This window comes from Methanocella paludicola SANAE, from assembly GCF_000011005.1.
In the GTDB taxonomy this organism is placed as follows: domain Archaea; phylum Halobacteriota; class Methanocellia; order Methanocellales; family Methanocellaceae; genus Methanocella; species Methanocella paludicola.
The window spans coordinates 1,494,414-1,509,105 of sequence record NC_013665.1; the positions used below are offsets into that span (position 1 = coordinate 1,494,414).

Annotated in this window: 20 protein-coding genes and 1 tRNA gene; 12 read left to right on the forward strand and 9 right to left on the reverse strand. The window is 52.3% G+C overall.

Annotated elements, in window-relative coordinates:
• The first annotated feature begins 12 nt into the window (after positions 1-12).
• The 3 genes from MCP_RS07515 to MCP_RS07525 all read left to right on the forward strand — a co-directional run bounded on the left by MCP_RS07515 (position 13) and on the right by MCP_RS07525 (position 2,920).
• Complete coding sequence (locus MCP_RS07515; protein ID WP_231845034.1) at positions 13-684, forward strand: mechanosensitive ion channel domain-containing protein; 672 nt, start codon at positions 13-15, stop codon at positions 682-684.
• A gap of 4 nt (positions 685-688) precedes the next feature.
• Positions 689-2,497, forward strand: coding sequence for a universal stress protein (locus MCP_RS07520; protein WP_012900242.1), 1,809 nt, complete (start codon positions 689-691; stop codon positions 2,495-2,497).
• 171 nt (positions 2,498-2,668) lie between these two features.
• Complete coding sequence (locus MCP_RS07525) at positions 2,669-2,920, forward strand: hypothetical protein (RefSeq protein WP_012900243.1); 252 nt, start codon at positions 2,669-2,671, stop codon at positions 2,918-2,920.
• A gap of 194 nt (positions 2,921-3,114) precedes the next feature.
• On the opposite strand, the gene pyrF is transcribed toward MCP_RS07525, so the two are convergent.
• From pyrF to MCP_RS15665, 4 genes are read right to left on the reverse strand one after another with little or no spacing between them, the layout of a single operon-like run.
• Positions 3,115-3,765, reverse strand: a complete 651-nt coding sequence (gene pyrF / locus MCP_RS07530) for an orotidine-5'-phosphate decarboxylase (RefSeq protein ID WP_012900244.1) — start codon at positions 3,763-3,765, stop codon at positions 3,115-3,117.
• A gap of 33 nt (positions 3,766-3,798) precedes the next feature.
• On the reverse strand, positions 3,799-4,770 hold the full coding sequence (locus MCP_RS07535) for a Clp1/GlmU family protein (RefSeq protein ID WP_012900245.1): 972 nt from the start codon (positions 4,768-4,770) through the stop codon (positions 3,799-3,801).
• Positions 4,771-4,796: 26 nt separating this feature from the next.
• Positions 4,797-5,678, reverse strand: coding sequence for a signal peptide peptidase SppA (gene sppA / locus MCP_RS07540; RefSeq protein WP_012900246.1), 882 nt, complete (start codon positions 5,676-5,678; stop codon positions 4,797-4,799).
• A gap of 46 nt (positions 5,679-5,724) precedes the next feature.
• Positions 5,725-5,922, reverse strand: coding sequence for a hypothetical protein (locus tag MCP_RS15665; protein ID WP_158301462.1), 198 nt, complete (start codon positions 5,920-5,922; stop codon positions 5,725-5,727).
• Between the two features lie 362 nt (positions 5,923-6,284).
• On the opposite strand from MCP_RS15665, the gene MCP_RS07545 reads away from it, so the two are divergent.
• Positions 6,285-6,357 (forward strand) — tRNA-Cys (locus MCP_RS07545).
• 437 nt (positions 6,358-6,794) lie between these two features.
• Positions 6,795-7,541 carry a matrixin family metalloprotease gene (locus MCP_RS07550; RefSeq protein WP_158301463.1) on the forward strand — a complete coding sequence of 249 codons (747 nt, stop codon included), beginning with the start codon at positions 6,795-6,797 and terminating at the stop codon, positions 7,539-7,541.
• A gap of 408 nt (positions 7,542-7,949) precedes the next feature.
• On the opposite strand, the gene MCP_RS07560 is transcribed toward MCP_RS07550, so the two are convergent.
• Positions 7,950-8,147: a hypothetical protein gene (locus MCP_RS07560; RefSeq protein ID WP_128859990.1), complete on the reverse strand. Its 198-nt coding sequence runs from the start codon at positions 8,145-8,147 to the stop codon at positions 7,950-7,952.
• A 57-nt stretch (positions 8,148-8,204) separates the two neighbouring features.
• Between MCP_RS07560 and MCP_RS07565 the strand changes: the two genes are divergently transcribed.
• The gene (locus tag MCP_RS07565) at positions 8,205-8,384 is read left to right on the forward strand and encodes a hypothetical protein (RefSeq protein WP_012900250.1); all 180 of its coding nucleotides are present in this window, start codon (positions 8,205-8,207) and stop codon (positions 8,382-8,384) included.
• A 193-nt stretch (positions 8,385-8,577) separates the two neighbouring features.
• Here MCP_RS07565 and MCP_RS07570 read toward each other — a convergent pair whose 3' ends face one another.
• The 4 genes from MCP_RS07570 to MCP_RS07585 form a co-directional block, all read right to left on the reverse strand.
• Complete coding sequence (locus MCP_RS07570; RefSeq protein ID WP_012900251.1) at positions 8,578-8,745, reverse strand: KGG domain-containing protein; 168 nt, start codon at positions 8,743-8,745, stop codon at positions 8,578-8,580.
• 101 nt (positions 8,746-8,846) lie between these two features.
• On the reverse strand, positions 8,847-9,248 hold the full coding sequence (locus MCP_RS07575) for a non-histone chromosomal MC1 family protein (RefSeq protein WP_128860177.1): 402 nt from the start codon (positions 9,246-9,248) through the stop codon (positions 8,847-8,849).
• A gap of 117 nt (positions 9,249-9,365) precedes the next feature.
• Positions 9,366-9,980 (reverse strand): hypothetical protein, encoded by a 615-nt coding sequence (locus MCP_RS07580; protein ID WP_012900253.1) that lies wholly within the window; start codon positions 9,978-9,980, stop codon positions 9,366-9,368.
• A 44-nt stretch (positions 9,981-10,024) separates the two neighbouring features.
• Complete coding sequence (locus MCP_RS07585) at positions 10,025-10,843, reverse strand: peptidase MA family metallohydrolase (RefSeq protein ID WP_012900254.1); 819 nt, start codon at positions 10,841-10,843, stop codon at positions 10,025-10,027.
• A gap of 139 nt (positions 10,844-10,982) precedes the next feature.
• On the opposite strand from MCP_RS07585, the gene MCP_RS07590 reads away from it, so the two are divergent.
• The 6 genes from MCP_RS07590 (at position 10,983) to MCP_RS07615 (ending at position 14,691) form a co-directional block, all read left to right on the forward strand.
• Positions 10,983-11,576, forward strand: a complete 594-nt coding sequence (locus tag MCP_RS07590) for an METTL5 family protein (RefSeq protein WP_012900255.1) — start codon at positions 10,983-10,985, stop codon at positions 11,574-11,576.
• A 14-nt stretch (positions 11,577-11,590) separates the two neighbouring features.
• Positions 11,591-12,157 carry an exosome complex RNA-binding protein Csl4 gene (locus MCP_RS07595; protein ID WP_012900256.1) on the forward strand — a complete coding sequence of 189 codons (567 nt, stop codon included), beginning with the start codon at positions 11,591-11,593 and terminating at the stop codon, positions 12,155-12,157.
• 10 nt (positions 12,158-12,167) lie between these two features.
• The gene (locus MCP_RS07600; protein ID WP_012900257.1) at positions 12,168-12,455 is read left to right on the forward strand and encodes a DNA-directed RNA polymerase subunit L; all 288 of its coding nucleotides are present in this window, start codon (positions 12,168-12,170) and stop codon (positions 12,453-12,455) included.
• A gap of 36 nt (positions 12,456-12,491) precedes the next feature.
• Positions 12,492-13,025: a tRNA (cytidine(56)-2'-O)-methyltransferase gene (locus tag MCP_RS07605; RefSeq protein ID WP_012900258.1), complete on the forward strand. Its 534-nt coding sequence runs from the start codon at positions 12,492-12,494 to the stop codon at positions 13,023-13,025.
• A gap of 5 nt (positions 13,026-13,030) precedes the next feature.
• Complete coding sequence (locus tag MCP_RS07610) at positions 13,031-14,104, forward strand: ATP-grasp domain-containing protein (protein ID WP_012900259.1); 1,074 nt, start codon at positions 13,031-13,033, stop codon at positions 14,102-14,104.
• Between the two features lie 74 nt (positions 14,105-14,178).
• On the forward strand, positions 14,179-14,691 hold the full coding sequence (locus tag MCP_RS07615; RefSeq protein ID WP_012900260.1) for a transcription factor: 513 nt from the start codon (positions 14,179-14,181) through the stop codon (positions 14,689-14,691).
• The last annotated feature ends 1 nt before the right edge of the window (position 14,692 follow it).

Genomic DNA, 14,692 nt, shown 5'->3' on the forward strand with positions numbered 1-14,692 from the left:
CTAATCATATTGGTGTCATTCATAGTCTGGTATGTCCTGGGCACCGCACTCAATAATCTATTCGCTTCCCTGCCGGAGGATAGCAGGGAATCCCTGCGCATGGTCTTTACCATATCAGTGGTATACGTGGGGATCTCGCTGATCGTCTTCGTGCTGACCATGAACATCTACGTCCTGCTGGGCATGTCAGCCTTACTACTGGGCGTCATCCTTTACATGATCAAGGGCTTTCTGAAAGACTTCTTTACCCGGATCAGCCTGCTTTCCGTAAAGGCGTTCGGCATCGGCGACTACATCGAGGTGGCCCACTACAAAGGCCGCGTGATAAAGATAGGCAGCCTGTACACGCTCCTCAGGAGGGACGACAATACGGTCGTCTGCATACCAAACCAGACAGTAACCCGGTCCATTGTCATCAATTATACAAAGACCGACTATATCAAGCTCCAGGAAGCCATCGTGCTCAGGGTGGCCGAAGCGGACGTCAACAAGGTATACAACCGCATCTCGGAAGAGCTGGACATATTCGGCTACAAGCGGGCTAAGATCATCCACTCCCCGACTCAGGACGGCATGCGGTTCGCGGTCACCATCAACCTGGAAGACGCAGCGTCCATTTCGAACGATACGTCAAACCTCCACAAAGCCTTGAACATCGTCAAGGGCGAATTCATCATGGACTGAGATAATGAAGCTGAACAGGAACCTGAATTTCTTCTCCGTATTCTCGATGGGCTTTGCCGACGTCGGCGCGGACATATTCATAGCGCTCGGGGTCATCGCGGCCTATGCGGCCGGGCTCACGCCCCTCGCCTTCGTTATCGGCGCCATTCTATACGTGTGTACGGCGCTCGCTTATGCCGAGCTCGGCTCCGCGTTCCCGGTCGCAGGAGGCGCGGCCACCTTTGCCCGAAAAGCGTTCGGGCGGTTCTGGAGCTTTGTCGCGGGCTGGGGCCTGATCCTGGCTTACGTCCTCGATATCGCGCTATTCTCTATCGTCGGCGCGTTCTACCTGAACCAGGTGCTCCATCTCGAGGTACAGTACGTGTACATGGTCGGAGCGACCGTTATCCTTGGGCTGATGATCATAAACATGCTGGGCATTGCCGGCAGCGCCATATTGAACAACGTCCTCATGGTCTTCTCCACGTTCCTCATCATTATCATCAGCATCCTCGCCTATTTCCTGCTATTCGACCCTGCCTTCCTGTTCGCCCAGGCCCAGACGTTCCTGGACCACGGCAGCTGGGCTAATTTCGCCTACGCCGTCGGGCTGAGCTCCATCGCGTTCATCGGCATCGAGTCTATCACCCAGGCGGCGGAGGAGACGAAGCGGCCGAGCCACACCATACCGGCGGCCATTAAAGTCGTGATCATGCTCGTGGTCATCTTCTGCCTGCTCATTTCGGTACTGTCAGTGGGCTCGGTGGGCTGGGGAGTACTGGCGGATAATAAGGAGAACGCCCTCGTGGCCTTCGCGGCCCAGATACCTACTTACGGCAACGCCCTTGTCCTGGTCACGGGCATCACCGGCTTCCTCGTCTGCGTCGTATCGGCCAATTCGGGCGTCATCGGCGCCTCAAGAGTAATGTACTCGCTTTCAAGGAACAACCTGCTCCCGCGCGCGTTAAGCTGGACTCACCCGAAGTATAAGACGCCCTGGATCACGATCTTCATCTTCTGCGCGCTCGCGCTCCCGCTCCTGGTCGTAAAAATAGATATCCTGTCCGGCATATATGCGCTAGGCGCGCTCATCGCCTATATCCTTATCAACCTGTCGTTCATCCAGTTAAAGAACGCGAAATACGATACGATGTACAAAGTGCCGCTAGTCATTCACATGAATTTCCGGAATAACGACTATAAGATCCCTATCACCGGCGTGATCGGGTTCGTCGCCTGCGTCTTTTCACTGCTGGCGGTCGTGCTTCCGCAGAGAATGACGTTAATCGTGGGCGTTTCCTGGGTGACGATAGGCATAGCCATCTATTATATAAACGGCAGGTATTCAAAAGGGCAGCCTGTCCCGGAGGAAGAATCGCTGATCGTTTCGGACGTTGATAAGAGAGATCCCACGATCCTCATCGCTTTCAAGCTCCGGCCCCATGAACGGCATATCATCGACATCGCCTCGGACCTGGCAAAAGAGTACAAGTGCGGCGTTACTATCCTGCACGTCATAGAGACGCCCATGATCATGCCCATCTGGGAGAAGCTGACGGATGAGATGACGCTGGAAAAGAAGCGTGAGATGGAGATCCTGGAAGAGTGGCTGAAGGGTACCGGCATCGATGTTAGCATCGAGTTCCATCCCGCCCGTGATGCCGTCTCGGGCATCATCGACTATATTGAGACTCATAATGTAAAGGTAGTTATCCTTGGTGAGCTGGAAGGTAAGTCGTCTCCGACGGTGGAGCAGATCAGGAGCAGTGTGGATGTGCCCATCCTGACCGTCCGGAACGTACTGGTCTCATCCTCGGTGTCTGCCTCGGGCTAAGACGATATTTTTGGCTGCGTTTCATGGCCCTGAATGCTGTAGAATCCAATTTATTGATAAGCAAGATATAAAAACTGAACTGATTATTTTTATATCGGTGGTATTATAAATATATCAAGGCGGAACGTTGAGCTTGTAAGGCAGATCGCCGGCGGGCTGCTCGTCGTATACGTGGCCATCATCGTTCTTGCTATAATGACAGCGAACGACATGCTCGATTCTCAGACCTCCGAGATCATCCAGAGTACGCTGGACCTGCCTACGGCGATCACGCTGGTCGCCTTCTGCGCCCTCTCGATAAAGCTGGAGCTTGATAAGCCTAAGTATAGGGATATTCAGAGAACGACAAACTACGATGTCATACTATTCGCGGTAGGAGCCCTGCTTATCCTGGCACTCGTATACCTGAAATACTTCGTATGACTATTGATCCTGAGTTCTATCGTATGGATAATTACTTAGTTTCGTGTACGTTCGTGCCATTAAGTCCGTTTGTTCGTGTTTTAACTGTGTAACCAGTGTACTTAGAGCATTTCGTGAATGATCAAAAAATTAGAGTTTTTGTGTCTACGCCTCAGGACTCATAGGGCTCATCACGGGTCAGAGACCTTTTATCATCATCGGCGAAGCTGCTCAATGAAGTTTACCGCTGCGGCGTATGGGTCTTCCGCGTTATATATACTTCGCCCCACGATGACGAAGTCGGCGCCGGCATCGATGGCCTTGCGCGCATCTCCGCCCTGTGCGCCTACGCCTGGCGAGAGTATTTTCATGTCACCGGCACGGCATCGTATGTCCACGAGCCGCTCTGGCCTCGTCGCGGGGGCGATGATGCCCGAAGCGCCTGCCCGGAAGGCCAGGTCGACGAGCTCGAAGGCGTGGGGCTGGAGGAAGTCCAGGGCGCCCGGGTGGCTCATCTCCGTTACAACGTAGACCTCCCGGCCGTATTTATTGGCGACGTCCACGCATGCCTTGACGCTGTCCTTACCCACGAATCCCTGGCAAATGATGGCATCGGCTCCGGCCTCGAATGTCTCCCGGCAAATGAGCGAATTCGTGTTCGGGATGTCGGCGACCTTAAAATCGGCGATAACGTTCGCGTATTTTTTAATGTCCTTGATGATGCCCAGGCCGCATACGAGCACCAGCGGGTAATTGACCTTTATAGCATCAACGGCGCCGCCCAGCTTTTCGGCGATGGACAGCGCTTCAGTACGGTCGGTCACGTCGAGAGCGATAATAAGCCTGGACTTAGGGGTCAGCGTCATTCAACAAAATAATGTCCATGCGACTATTTATGCTTAAGCACGATAGACATGGCCGGAAAAAGAGCCCCGGTAGTTAAAGTCCTTCGGGTCGAGCTTGATAGAGCCGAACTGGATGACACTAAAGGAGCGGGCTGGTGTCAGCAGGCTGATCTCCTCATTCTTAAAGTCGATAAGATTTATAATGCCCAGGCCGGCGAATTTTCCTTCACTGTCTACAAGCCCTACAAGGACATTGGTGAAGTCCTCAGGCGAATAAACCTGCATGGCTTTGATATTTCTCAATTTTATGAAGGCTTTGGGGTCCCAGCTTTTGTCCGCGACGACGGCTAAGGCTTCCCCGTCAGAAATATCCGCATGCAATATCATTTCACCGTCTTTGAAGCTTGTCCCGTTTAAAAATAAGGACCGCTCTACCGAGAAACTATCGAAAGAGCGACATACCGTCACTGCATTTTCAAAGTGCTCCTTGAATTTACTTTGTCGTATCGTTTTCCGCTCAGAAGGTGTCTTTCGCTGTACAGCAGGATAAACGGGCAGATGTATGACGGAGGCGCCGGCCCGTGCGAATGCATCCAGATATTCAAGCCCGCCACCAAGGCCAATGATAACGTCCGGCCGTAGAGCGTTGATCTTTTCCGTCTTAAGCATCCGCCCAACTTCGCCGGTCGCAAGGCCCGTCGTATTTACGAGAACTGGCCCGCGCTTTACTCGCCCGGCCATTCTCGCCATGCCGGCGATGAGTTGCAAAAAATGCTTTGCAGGGGTCGTCGAGCCGCAAAAATAGCCGTCGACCATATGGTAACTTTTATCATTGCGCTCGCCAAGGGAAACCACGGTCGGCGGGCCTATATCGCTCTGGCCTATATCGGCATCGATAATGGAGACGTCGACGACATCGGCGATGCGCTTGATCAGCGTTGATTTTCCAGTATCGTTTCGGCCGATGAATATTGCCATTTGGGAGCCGGAGATCTCATCGAGGATCCCGGCGATCGTGTCGTCCATAAAAAAAGGCCCTTTCGGGCCTGATATTATTTCACCGTAGGCTCATTCATGTACACGATGGTGACCTTTCCCTTCGTATTACTCATGTTCCTGGCGATGGAGACAGCGTCATAGAGGCCCCCGATGTCATCGACCAGGCCCATGCCCTTAGCAGTGGTCCCCGTAAATATCCGGCCGTCGGCGATCTCCTTGACCTTATCGACGGACATATTCCTGCCTTTAGCGACATTAGTGACGAAACGGTCATAGCTCTCGTTGATAATGGCGTTCACGTAGCTCTTCTCGTTTTCTGTCAGGCCTCTCCACTCCGAGCCCATGTCCTTGAAGTTGCCCGATTTTGCCACGTAGACCGTGACTCCCAGCTCATCATAAGCTTTAGATTTATTTTTAAAGGTCCAGATGACGCCAATACTCCCCGTAAAAGTATCGGGGTTGGCCACGATGCGGTTAGCCTGAGAAGATATGTAATAGGCAGCGGACGTGGCCATATCGCCCATGGAGATGACGACAGGCTTCACGGCCTTTGTCCTGTTGATCTGCGAGATGATCTCCTCCGCGGCTACAGGTGTGCCGCCCGGCGAGTTCACTCGAAGCACAATTGCCTTCACTTCGGGGTCGTCCGTTGCAGCGCGCATGCATTTCACGATGTCGCTGGAGAATGCGGAGCCTTTCGCGGCATCCTCGCTCTTGTCCGCGACCATCTGGCCTTCCACGTATATGACGGCCACCTTCTGCGTTTTTCCACCGCCGAAAGCCTTAGCGATACTGCCCGGTATGACCTGCTGGTGGGTGATGCCGGCATAAGCCGACCACAGCACGGTAACGGCCAGAAGCCCTATCACGACGAACACAGCGGCAAGCAACCATCGATTTTTATGAGGAGAAACGAGCAACTTATCATTATCCAATGAACCACCCCATAAAAATAATTGCCAACATATATAATAAATGTTTTTATAAATTTAGCTGGGCAAGGGCCCTGTCATCCCTGGCCATCATGGCCCCGCACTTCGGGCAATTGGCAGGGAAAGAAAAATAGGGTACCTTCGATATGCCGCGCTCGGGGCCGTTCATCTGCCCTAGGCGGAGGGTTAAAAGCCCACATTCTTCGCACCTCAGAGGAACGATAACAGGCAATTGATCGAGCGACATAACAATATTCGATATCTGTCCAGTAACGTATATATAACTGGCTTATTCCTCCCCAAAAATATTAAATTCCGGCTAACACGATGCGAGGGCGGTGCGATAAAAGGGCCGTATATACAGCCCCGATGGCTACTGGTAGTGGTCGCATTTTTCATCAGGCCGATTCAAGAACATGTTGGCGCCAATAAAAACGACGCGAGCTCGCGAAAAACGAATTTACATATTTTTTATCGAGCCTGAATAGCTAATGCCATACCGCTATAAGCCCGTTTTTACTGCCCCGCCAGTCATTACCCAAAGCAAAATATATATCGGGCAACAGGGCATATACGAATGTGCCCGCCTCAGGGCGTTTAATGAAAAGCGCAGGGATGGCAGAGCGGCTAATGCGGCAGACTGCAGATCTGTTTTTTGGGAGTTCAACTCTCCCTCCCTGCACTCATTGAGGTGGGAGTTGATTGGGTTAGCAGCTTTGAAGGCAGCCCTCGACTTCAAGGCCGTTACATAACTATGGCTAACATAATGTATCAAAATTTATGCCTTAAGATCAATGGTGTTTTTACTTATTTATCATATTAGAATTTGAAAGACGACAATCATGGATGCCCATGATCGATTTCCCGGGGGCTGCCCGCCAGTTTTAGAAATGATAAATAAGGCGCCTTCGATGGGAGGGCAGTGGTGTTATCCGAATTCTCAGATAAATCGCGCATATTTTGTAATTGCTCCGTTACAGGTCTGAATCTCAGTATTTAACCCATATAAATCGTGGAGGGACTTATTGTATAGGTATTAATATGACCACTATCAATGTTACTATTTGTGGTTATATGACAAATGTAAAAACTATACTACTTGCGCTAGCCATCGTGCTTATGGTACTCGTTCCGCCGGTTCTGGCCATGCCGGCAGCGACCGCAGATGATGAAGATAAGTACAAACTCAAAGATGAATGGAAAAATAAGAACATGGTCGTGGAACAGCACGGTGAATTGACGCAGGTTGTATACTTCCTCACCGAAATAGGTGACCCGGATGCTAACGGTGCTCAGGATGCATATGAATGGGATGGCCTTAAATGGTACTCTTATCCGGTGCAATATACGATAAACCCGGCCACCCCTGTTAAGAAGTACGCGCTCACCCAGACTGCTGTTGTTCAAGCGGTGAAAAATTCCTTTGAGGCCTGGGATGGAAATATCGGCAACATCCTCTTCTCTGATTCTCCCACGGTGAACAGTAAGGCAAGGGCTAGCATGGGGAGACCGGACTATAAGAACGTCGTTACATGGGGTGCCATCTCCGATAACAATGTTATTGCTATGACCACGATCTGGTATTACACCAGTAATAAGCAAATCGTCGACACGGATATGGTATTCAACACCTACTACAAGTGGGGGATTGACAAAGACGGCGAGGATAGGAAATACAGTCTTCCCGGCGCCACCTTCGACATCCAGAACATCGGTACGCACGAGGCTGGCCACGCCTACGGTCTCAGCGATATTTACGACTCTAAATACTCCGCCATGACGATGTATGGTTATGCATCCCATGGGGAAGTATACAAGAGATCCCTGGAGGCCGGAGATATAGCGGGAGTCCGGACGATTTATTAAGTGCAAAAATCGTCCGGGGATTGTTCCTTACCCCCGGCCTGGTCTCCATATTTTTTTTAAACACCAAGAAAGTTTAGGCTTAAAACTACTAATCGAGTGAGGGGCGGCCCTTGGTAGAGCCGCCCCCTATCCTTCTGGAAGGGTCCGGACTTGGCGTTATACATAATCTTCATATGATATACGTTACATCCCCAAAGTTTGCGCTCTCATGATCAGTCATAACATCGTTAAATTTCGAAAGGACCTCCGTCGCCTTGGAGATAACGGCCTGCTGCTCCTTTATGACCATAAGGCATTCCCGATTCTGAGCCAGGAGATTGTCCACTAACGCGGACACCTTCTCTAACTCGTCATCCCTGGTGGAATGGCGGGGCCATTTGAAGTGGCCCCAAAAACTCGCCATACCCCTCAGACCACGAGCTGGAAGGCCACGTAGACGTTCTTCTGGCATCCCGAGCACTTCTGCTGTAACTCCTGGAAGCCCTTACCACGGAGGATAATGCCGATGATGCCCTCCTGCCGGTTAAGGCCGATCTTCCACCACGCCGTCGCCCGGTAGTCGAGCACGTCCGGGGAGGACTGCAGATCTGTTTTGTGGGTGTTCAACTCACCCTCCATGCACTCAGCTTTTTTATCCCCGAAAACAATATATTAACGATACTTATGGCCGAGAAATGCCCGCAGGTAGAGCCCGAAGAGCGCTTCGTGGCCGTCAGCTTCCCGGAGTATGTCCGGGAGTATCTCGAAAACGAAAGCGAGGAGACGGGCCTGACTGTTAGCGCGATAGTCAGCAAGATCGTCACGGATCACGTCCGAGAAGAGAAGAAGAGCCGCTGCGGATAATAGTGGAGGTGGGGCCCGTTCAATCGGTACGGTGGGTATATGCAAAATAGGGTGTGGTCTCCCGGGCCCCGGGCGATTAGCCCTTAAGCGGAATATACACTACTACATATTTAATACTTTCTATTATGTAATTATTCATTAAAAAAAGAATAATGGATTACCGGAGGCACAATGGCCCCCGATGTAGAAGCGATTACTTCTCAGAGGCTTTGCCGCGCTCGATCAGTTCCCTGACCTTCTGGCCGCCCTTGTGCCCGATCTCCCGGTAAAACTCGGGGCCGTGGCGTTCCTTGGTGGTCGTGCCACCGCGTCTTCCTGCCTCTCTAACACTAATGTCTCCTTTGGTTTCTCTCTTTGCCATAGATAATCACTAACAGGAAATCTATCAGCGTGTTTATAACAATATGCCAAATTAAACAAGAGAAAATAAAAAAAAGGAAAAAGAAATGTACGATTTATGTATTATTTTTTGGAAATCTTGGACTTGGGAAGCTTGAACATTTCCCTGGGATTCCGCTCAAGTTCGCTGTATTCCAGGTTAGTGGTGCCAAGCTTCTCGACATTGGCCTTGTAGATCTTTCCGCCCTTGTCCTTTGCGGCTTCTTTGATCCAGGCCGGAGCGCTGGCGGGAACGGATACGAGCTCTCTCTTCCCCTGGAAATAGTGCAGCTTCTTGGTGCCCTTCTCCCTCAGGACGATGCTGGTGATGCCGCGATTGGCGACCTTCAGGGCCGCGTCCCGGGGCTGGGCGCCGCTGTAGGTACCGATCTCTTCGCCTTTCTCATTGATCAATCCAAAATTCTTCTTCTCTCTGTCTGCCGTAATCTTGGCCTCCTCTAAAGCATACGTATGAAACCGGCTAATATATAACGGTTTTTGTCTTCTGGCTGAAAAAATGCCCGAATAACGCCGAAAAATCGCAACAGCAAAGGCATGGCGCCTGTTTTCCAACGGCCTACGCCAGGTTAGACCAAAAAACTTTTATTCGGGCTTGCTTCGGTCGTCCGGGAACTCTCCAGTGACCCAGCAGGCGTTGTTTTTTCTGAACGTGATCTCTTCCCGGCGAAGCAATTCTTCAGTCATATCGCCGCCCAGCCCCATCTTTTTATATTCGGCCTGCAGCTGCCCTTTTCTTCGCTCCCATCGTGCGCTGATGTTCGCCAGGTCCGCGTAGGCCTTTTCCTGCAAAGCCGCCGTGTTACAGCCCGAAGCGTCCCGCAGCCCAGCCCGTACGAATATGTCCTTAGACTTCACGGGCGTTTTTGGCTCCTTTTTTACAGGCGTTGACGGAGGCCGCACCGCCGTGGCGCCGCCGCGGATGAATTGTCCGCCGAGCGCAGTACACTTCGCCTCGAACTCCTTGATGAAATCCTCATTGTCAGAATCGACGAAAAGAGTCATTGGCTGGTCTTCCGAAAAGGAGTCGTCCATGATCATCTCGATCACGCTCTTATCGATAAAGACGCCGTCCCCGGTGGCCTCGTTCACCCAGCCGCTCTTCTTATCGTCCCAGGACATGCCGTACTTCTTGATGATCTGCTTGATCTTCAGCTTGTTATCGGAATAGGTCCTGTGGGGAAAAATGACGGTTATCATGGGAATTGCACCAGTTTCAAAGACGTGCAACCCCATATAGTTTTTCAGGCCAGGAATTCCGAAAGGTCCATATCGTTCCGGATGTACGGGTAGAAGCTCCAGGCGGACGATGTCTGGCTGCCCGATGCGGCGGTCTTCACGTGAGACTGCCACTGGGCGTAGAACGTGCCGAAGTCGGTCCCCGTAGACTCTATGAACGCCTTCTCGAAGTTCGTATGTCCCGACTTGTACATGTCGACCACGGCGTCCGGGCCGTATTTTTTCACCATGAACTTGATAAGGCTGTATGACTGCATGTAGCCATTCTTGGTAATATTATAGTTCTCGTTATTCACGGCGTCAGCGATCTCCTTTGGCGTCATAAAACCCTTGCTGAGGATGTATTTCGACACCTTCGCATCGCTGAAAGGCTCCTGGGAGAAGACCATGCAGGTACCCTCTTCCATCCACGAGAACTCCTTCGAGTCCTTCGTGGCGAGGATGTTGTTGAGGCCCAAATGGCATATCTCGTGACCCGATACGACCTTCAGCGATTTCTTGTCGTTTATTGTTTCTTGCCTGAGCACGATGGCGCTGGATTTGTTATTCCACGCCGAGAAAGCCTCGACGTGCTCCCCGACCTGGTCCATCGTCTTTTTGCCCACGACGAGCACTTTGATATGTGGGGGGCACGTGCCCAGGTACTTGTTTATGTCCCCATATGCGCTCTCAAGAGTCTGCCCCACTCCGTCGGAGCTGCCGGCCGTTGACGGGTCCGCGAAATAAATGTCAAAATGCCTTGTCGTCTCCCCGATGCTCATAGCGCCTGCGGTCCCCGCGAGCAGGGCTAATATGATACAGGTAACTGCCATCCACCCCTTCATGATAAGCCATAAGACCTCGATTTATATATCCTGTTATACAAAATTCAGCGGACGCAAGATCATGCCGACTCCGCAGTATGGCAAACGCCGGATGAGAAAAATAAAAATAGGAGTAATATATTCAGGACTACGGGCGCACATGAAAAAAAGAAAGCTGGAAATGGTGCTGGAACAGGTCAAGGGCTTCGAGTCCCCGGACGTACGGCGGGAGCAGTACGCCACGCCGGCGGTCGTAGCGGCCGAGCTCCTGTATTTCGCCTACATGAACGGCGATCTCCAGGGGAGCGTCGCGGACCTGGGATGCGGCACGGGCGTGCTGGCCATCGGCGCCGGCCTGCTCGGAACAAAAAAGATTATAGGCATTGACAGTGATATACGTGCGCTAGAAATAGCGAAGAAAAACGCGAGCCAGCTCGACGTGGACATAGCATGGGTTTGCTGCGACGTGAGAGACTTTTGCGGACGTTTCGACACGGTGGTCATGAACCCGCCCTTTGGAGCGCAAGAAAAAGGGAATGATAGGCCCTTTTTGGAGAAAGCCCTGGAAATCGGCACCGCCATTTACACCATACACAATGCGGGCTCCGCCGATTTTGTCAGGGGCTTCATTGCAGGCAGGGGTACCATAACCGATATCGTCACACTCAAGTTCCCCATCCGGCACACCTTTAAATTTCATACAAAAGAGATCGCGTATATAGACGTCGAGCTATACAGGATATTAAGCAAGTAAAGCAGGGAAAGAACATGCCAGAAATTGGAGATTTTGTAATACCCGGCGACATGATAGGCACATCAGAGGAGTTCCTGCCGGGAAAGGGCACTTACGAGGATAGAGGCAACATCTATGCCATCATGACAGGCCGCCTGACCTATGATAAAAAGGAGAGAAGCGTATCCGTGGACCCGGTCACCAACATTCCGCCCACCCCGAAAGAGGGCGATATTGTCATCGGCCGCGTGACGGACATCAAGGGTTCCGTGGCGCTGGTGGAGCTGTCCCGAATCAAGGGCCACCTCGACCGCGAAATAGCAGGGAACACCCAGGCAGCGATACACATCTCGAACGTGAAAGACTCGTACGTGCAGGACCTGGCCAGGGAGTTCGGCTACCAGGACATCGTCAAGGCGAAGGTCATCGACACCCGGAACATGCGCCTGTCCACCGTGGACAAGAACCTGGGCGTGCTGACATCGCAGTGCCCCCGCTGTAAGGTGAACCTCGTCTTCGAGAACGGTAAGCTTAAATGCCCGAAGTGCGAGAAGAGGGAGTCCAGGAAATTATCCTCGGACTATGGCAAGGGCATCATTTAAGGTGAATCTAATGGAGATCAAGGTATTAAATAAGACGGACACGGAGATCGAGGTCGAGATCAAGGGCGAGGACCACACGCTGATGAACGCGCTCAAGTCCGCCCTGTTAAGGGATAAGGCCGTCAAGGTCGCCACGTACGATATCGTGTACCCGGGCATAAGTAACCCGATCCTTTATATCAGGACGAGCAAGTCCGAGGACCCGATCGACGCCCTGAAGAAGGCCTCGAAGGACCTCGCGGACGAGTGCGAGACGTTCATCGACCTGTTCAATAAGAAGGCAAAGGCAAGGGCGTAACTTTTTCGCCTCTTTTTTCTTTATATTCTTTTATTTATGAGCGATATTGTAGTATTACGGCTGGGCCACAGGCCTGAAAGGGACGCCCGCGTGACCACGCACGTCGGGCTCACGTCCCGGGCGCTGGGCGCCGCCGGCATGCTGCTGACCTCGGACGATAAGTCGGTCGCGGAGAGCATCGAGCGTGTCGATAAGAGCTGGGGCGGCGGGTTCTGGGTGCGCATCGGCGTCGGCTATCGCTCGGAGATCCGTAAGTGGAAGGAGTCCGGCGGCATCGTCGTCCACATGACCATGTATGGCATTAACATGCCTGACTGTATCGAGCACATCCGGGACGAGTTCAAAACGAAAGGCGTCATGGTCGTCGTAGGTGCCGAAAAAGTGCCCGGCGACGTGTATCAGCTCGCAGATTATAATATCGCGGTGGGCAACCAGCCGCATTCGGAGATAGCTGCGCTGGCCCTGTTCCTGGACTGGCTACAGCAGGGCAGGGAATTCGGGAAGACGTTCAGCGACGGCGAGCTCAGGATAATACCCTGCGAGCACGGGAAGAACGTGGAAAGGACGTAGGCAGCATGAAGTCGGTCTTAATCGTCGGCTATAATGCCAGGGTCATGGCGTGCCCTGCCCATCGAGCTGGTTATAAGGCTTATTCGCTTAGTCATTACGATGATATGGACCTCGTACAGTGCGTCGAAAAAAACTTTACGTTTAGCGGCGACCTGCCCCGGGATATCAGGCCATGGCTTCAGCAGACCCATGCGGAAAAAGTCGTCCTGGGCTCGGGCTTCGAAGACATCGACCTGCCGGCGTCGCTGGTGCTCGGCAACGACCCGAAGATCGCCCGCAACGTGGTCAATAAGGTCTGGCTGGCCGAAAAGCTGAGGAAGCTCGGCATGCCGCACCCTCACATTTATAAGAATAAGAAGGACGTGACGTTCCCTTGCGTCGCCAAGCCCATCAAAGGCGGCGGAGGCATTAAGAACTACCTGGTCAAGGATGCATCGATGCTTCCCGAAGGCGACGAGTACTTCTTCCAGGAGTACGTGACCGGAAAACCCCTGAGCGTATCCGTGCTTTCGACGGGAAGTGAGGCCATGCCCATATGCGTGAACGAGATCCTCGTGGGAAAGAAGTGGCTGGGACAGGATAAGGAATTCGGGTACTGCGGTAACGTGACACCGTACAGGACCCGCTTTGAAAAGCAGATGTTCGACATCGCTCGTGAGCTGATACCGGCGCTGGGCCTGGTCGGGCACAATGGCATCGACTTCATCGTGAATAAAGACGGCCCCAGGATCCTGGAGATCAACCCCCGGTTTACCGGCGCCGTCGACTCGGCCGAGCTTGCTATCGAGGATAATCTCTTTAAGGCGCACGTTGATGCCATCGACGGTAAGCTCCATGAGTATAAAATAAAGCGCTATGGAGTAAAGGCCATCATGTTTGCCCGTAAGCACACAGTAGTCAGGGGTAACCTTCTCAAGCCCATGATCGCCGACGTGCCCCGGAAAGGTAACGTTTACGAGAACGGCGAGGCGATCTGTACCATAATGGGCGCCGGAAAAACCCGGGGAGATGCGGTCGGCCGCCTGAAAGAGCGCCTCAGCTATGTCAAGAAAAACCTGGACATATCCCGTTCCGGGTAACGTATATAAGCCATCAAAGAAATATTATTAGCAAATATCACGATATTTTATGATCATGCCGTAAGGGTGAAAATGTGTCCGTTTTAGATAATGAAGCGATCAGAGGCTATATAAAGAAGCTTGTAGGGGACGATGGAATGAAGATCGTCGAGAAGATGATCGAGAACGTTCCGGATAAGGAGGTCACGGACGAGAAGGTACAGGAGATCAGCGGCATCAACCTGAACCTGGTCCGCAAGACGCTCTACATATTGTATGAAAATCACCTCGCGGAGTACAGGCGGGAAAGGGACAAGGACAGCGGCTGGCTGACTTACCTGTGGAAGCTCGACCTGGACAACGCCGAGAACATGCTCAAGAACGAGACGAGGAAGCTGATCAAGAAGCTGGAAAGGCGCCTTGAGTTCGAGAACAACGAGTTCTATGTCTGCGAGGATGACGAGCATCACCGCATCCTGTTCGACTATGCCATGGACGCGAACTTCACCTGCCCGGTGGACGGCTCGCCGATGGTCTACTACGATAACAATGAGGAAAAGCAGGCGCTGCAGGAACGGATCGAGAAGCTCAAGATCGCGATGAAGTAAA

Coding starts and splice junctions, on each gene's coding strand:
- MCP_RS07595 (WP_012900256.1), top strand. CDS start 11,591: ATGCCAGAAATTGGAGATTTTGTAATACCCGGCGACATGATAGGCACA.
- MCP_RS07600 (WP_012900257.1), top strand. CDS start 12,168: ATGGAGATCAAGGTATTAAATAAGACGGACACGGAGATCGAGGTCGAG.
- MCP_RS07580 (WP_012900253.1), bottom strand. CDS start 9,980: ATGATAACCGTCATTTTTCCCCACAGGACCTATTCCGATAACAAGCTG.
- pyrF (WP_012900244.1), bottom strand. CDS start 3,765: ATGACGCTGACCCCTAAGTCCAGGCTTATTATCGCTCTCGACGTGACC.
- MCP_RS07585 (WP_012900254.1), bottom strand. CDS start 10,843: ATGAAGGGGTGGATGGCAGTTACCTGTATCATATTAGCCCTGCTCGCG.
- MCP_RS07535 (WP_012900245.1), bottom strand. CDS start 4,770: ATGGACGACACGATCGCCGGGATCCTCGATGAGATCTCCGGCTCCCAA.
- MCP_RS07565 (WP_012900250.1), top strand. CDS start 8,205: ATGGCCGAGAAATGCCCGCAGGTAGAGCCCGAAGAGCGCTTCGTGGCC.
- MCP_RS07570 (WP_012900251.1), bottom strand. CDS start 8,745: ATGGCAAAGAGAGAAACCAAAGGAGACATTAGTGTTAGAGAGGCAGGA.
- MCP_RS07605 (WP_012900258.1), top strand. CDS start 12,492: ATGAGCGATATTGTAGTATTACGGCTGGGCCACAGGCCTGAAAGGGAC.
- MCP_RS07550 (WP_158301463.1), top strand. CDS start 6,795: ATGGTACTCGTTCCGCCGGTTCTGGCCATGCCGGCAGCGACCGCAGAT.
- MCP_RS07610 (WP_012900259.1), top strand. CDS start 13,031: ATGAAGTCGGTCTTAATCGTCGGCTATAATGCCAGGGTCATGGCGTGC.
- MCP_RS15665 (WP_158301462.1), bottom strand. CDS start 5,922: ATGTCGCTCGATCAATTGCCTGTTATCGTTCCTCTGAGGTGCGAAGAA.
- MCP_RS07590 (WP_012900255.1), top strand. CDS start 10,983: ATGAAAAAAAGAAAGCTGGAAATGGTGCTGGAACAGGTCAAGGGCTTC.
- MCP_RS07520 (WP_012900242.1), top strand. CDS start 689: ATGAAGCTGAACAGGAACCTGAATTTCTTCTCCGTATTCTCGATGGGC.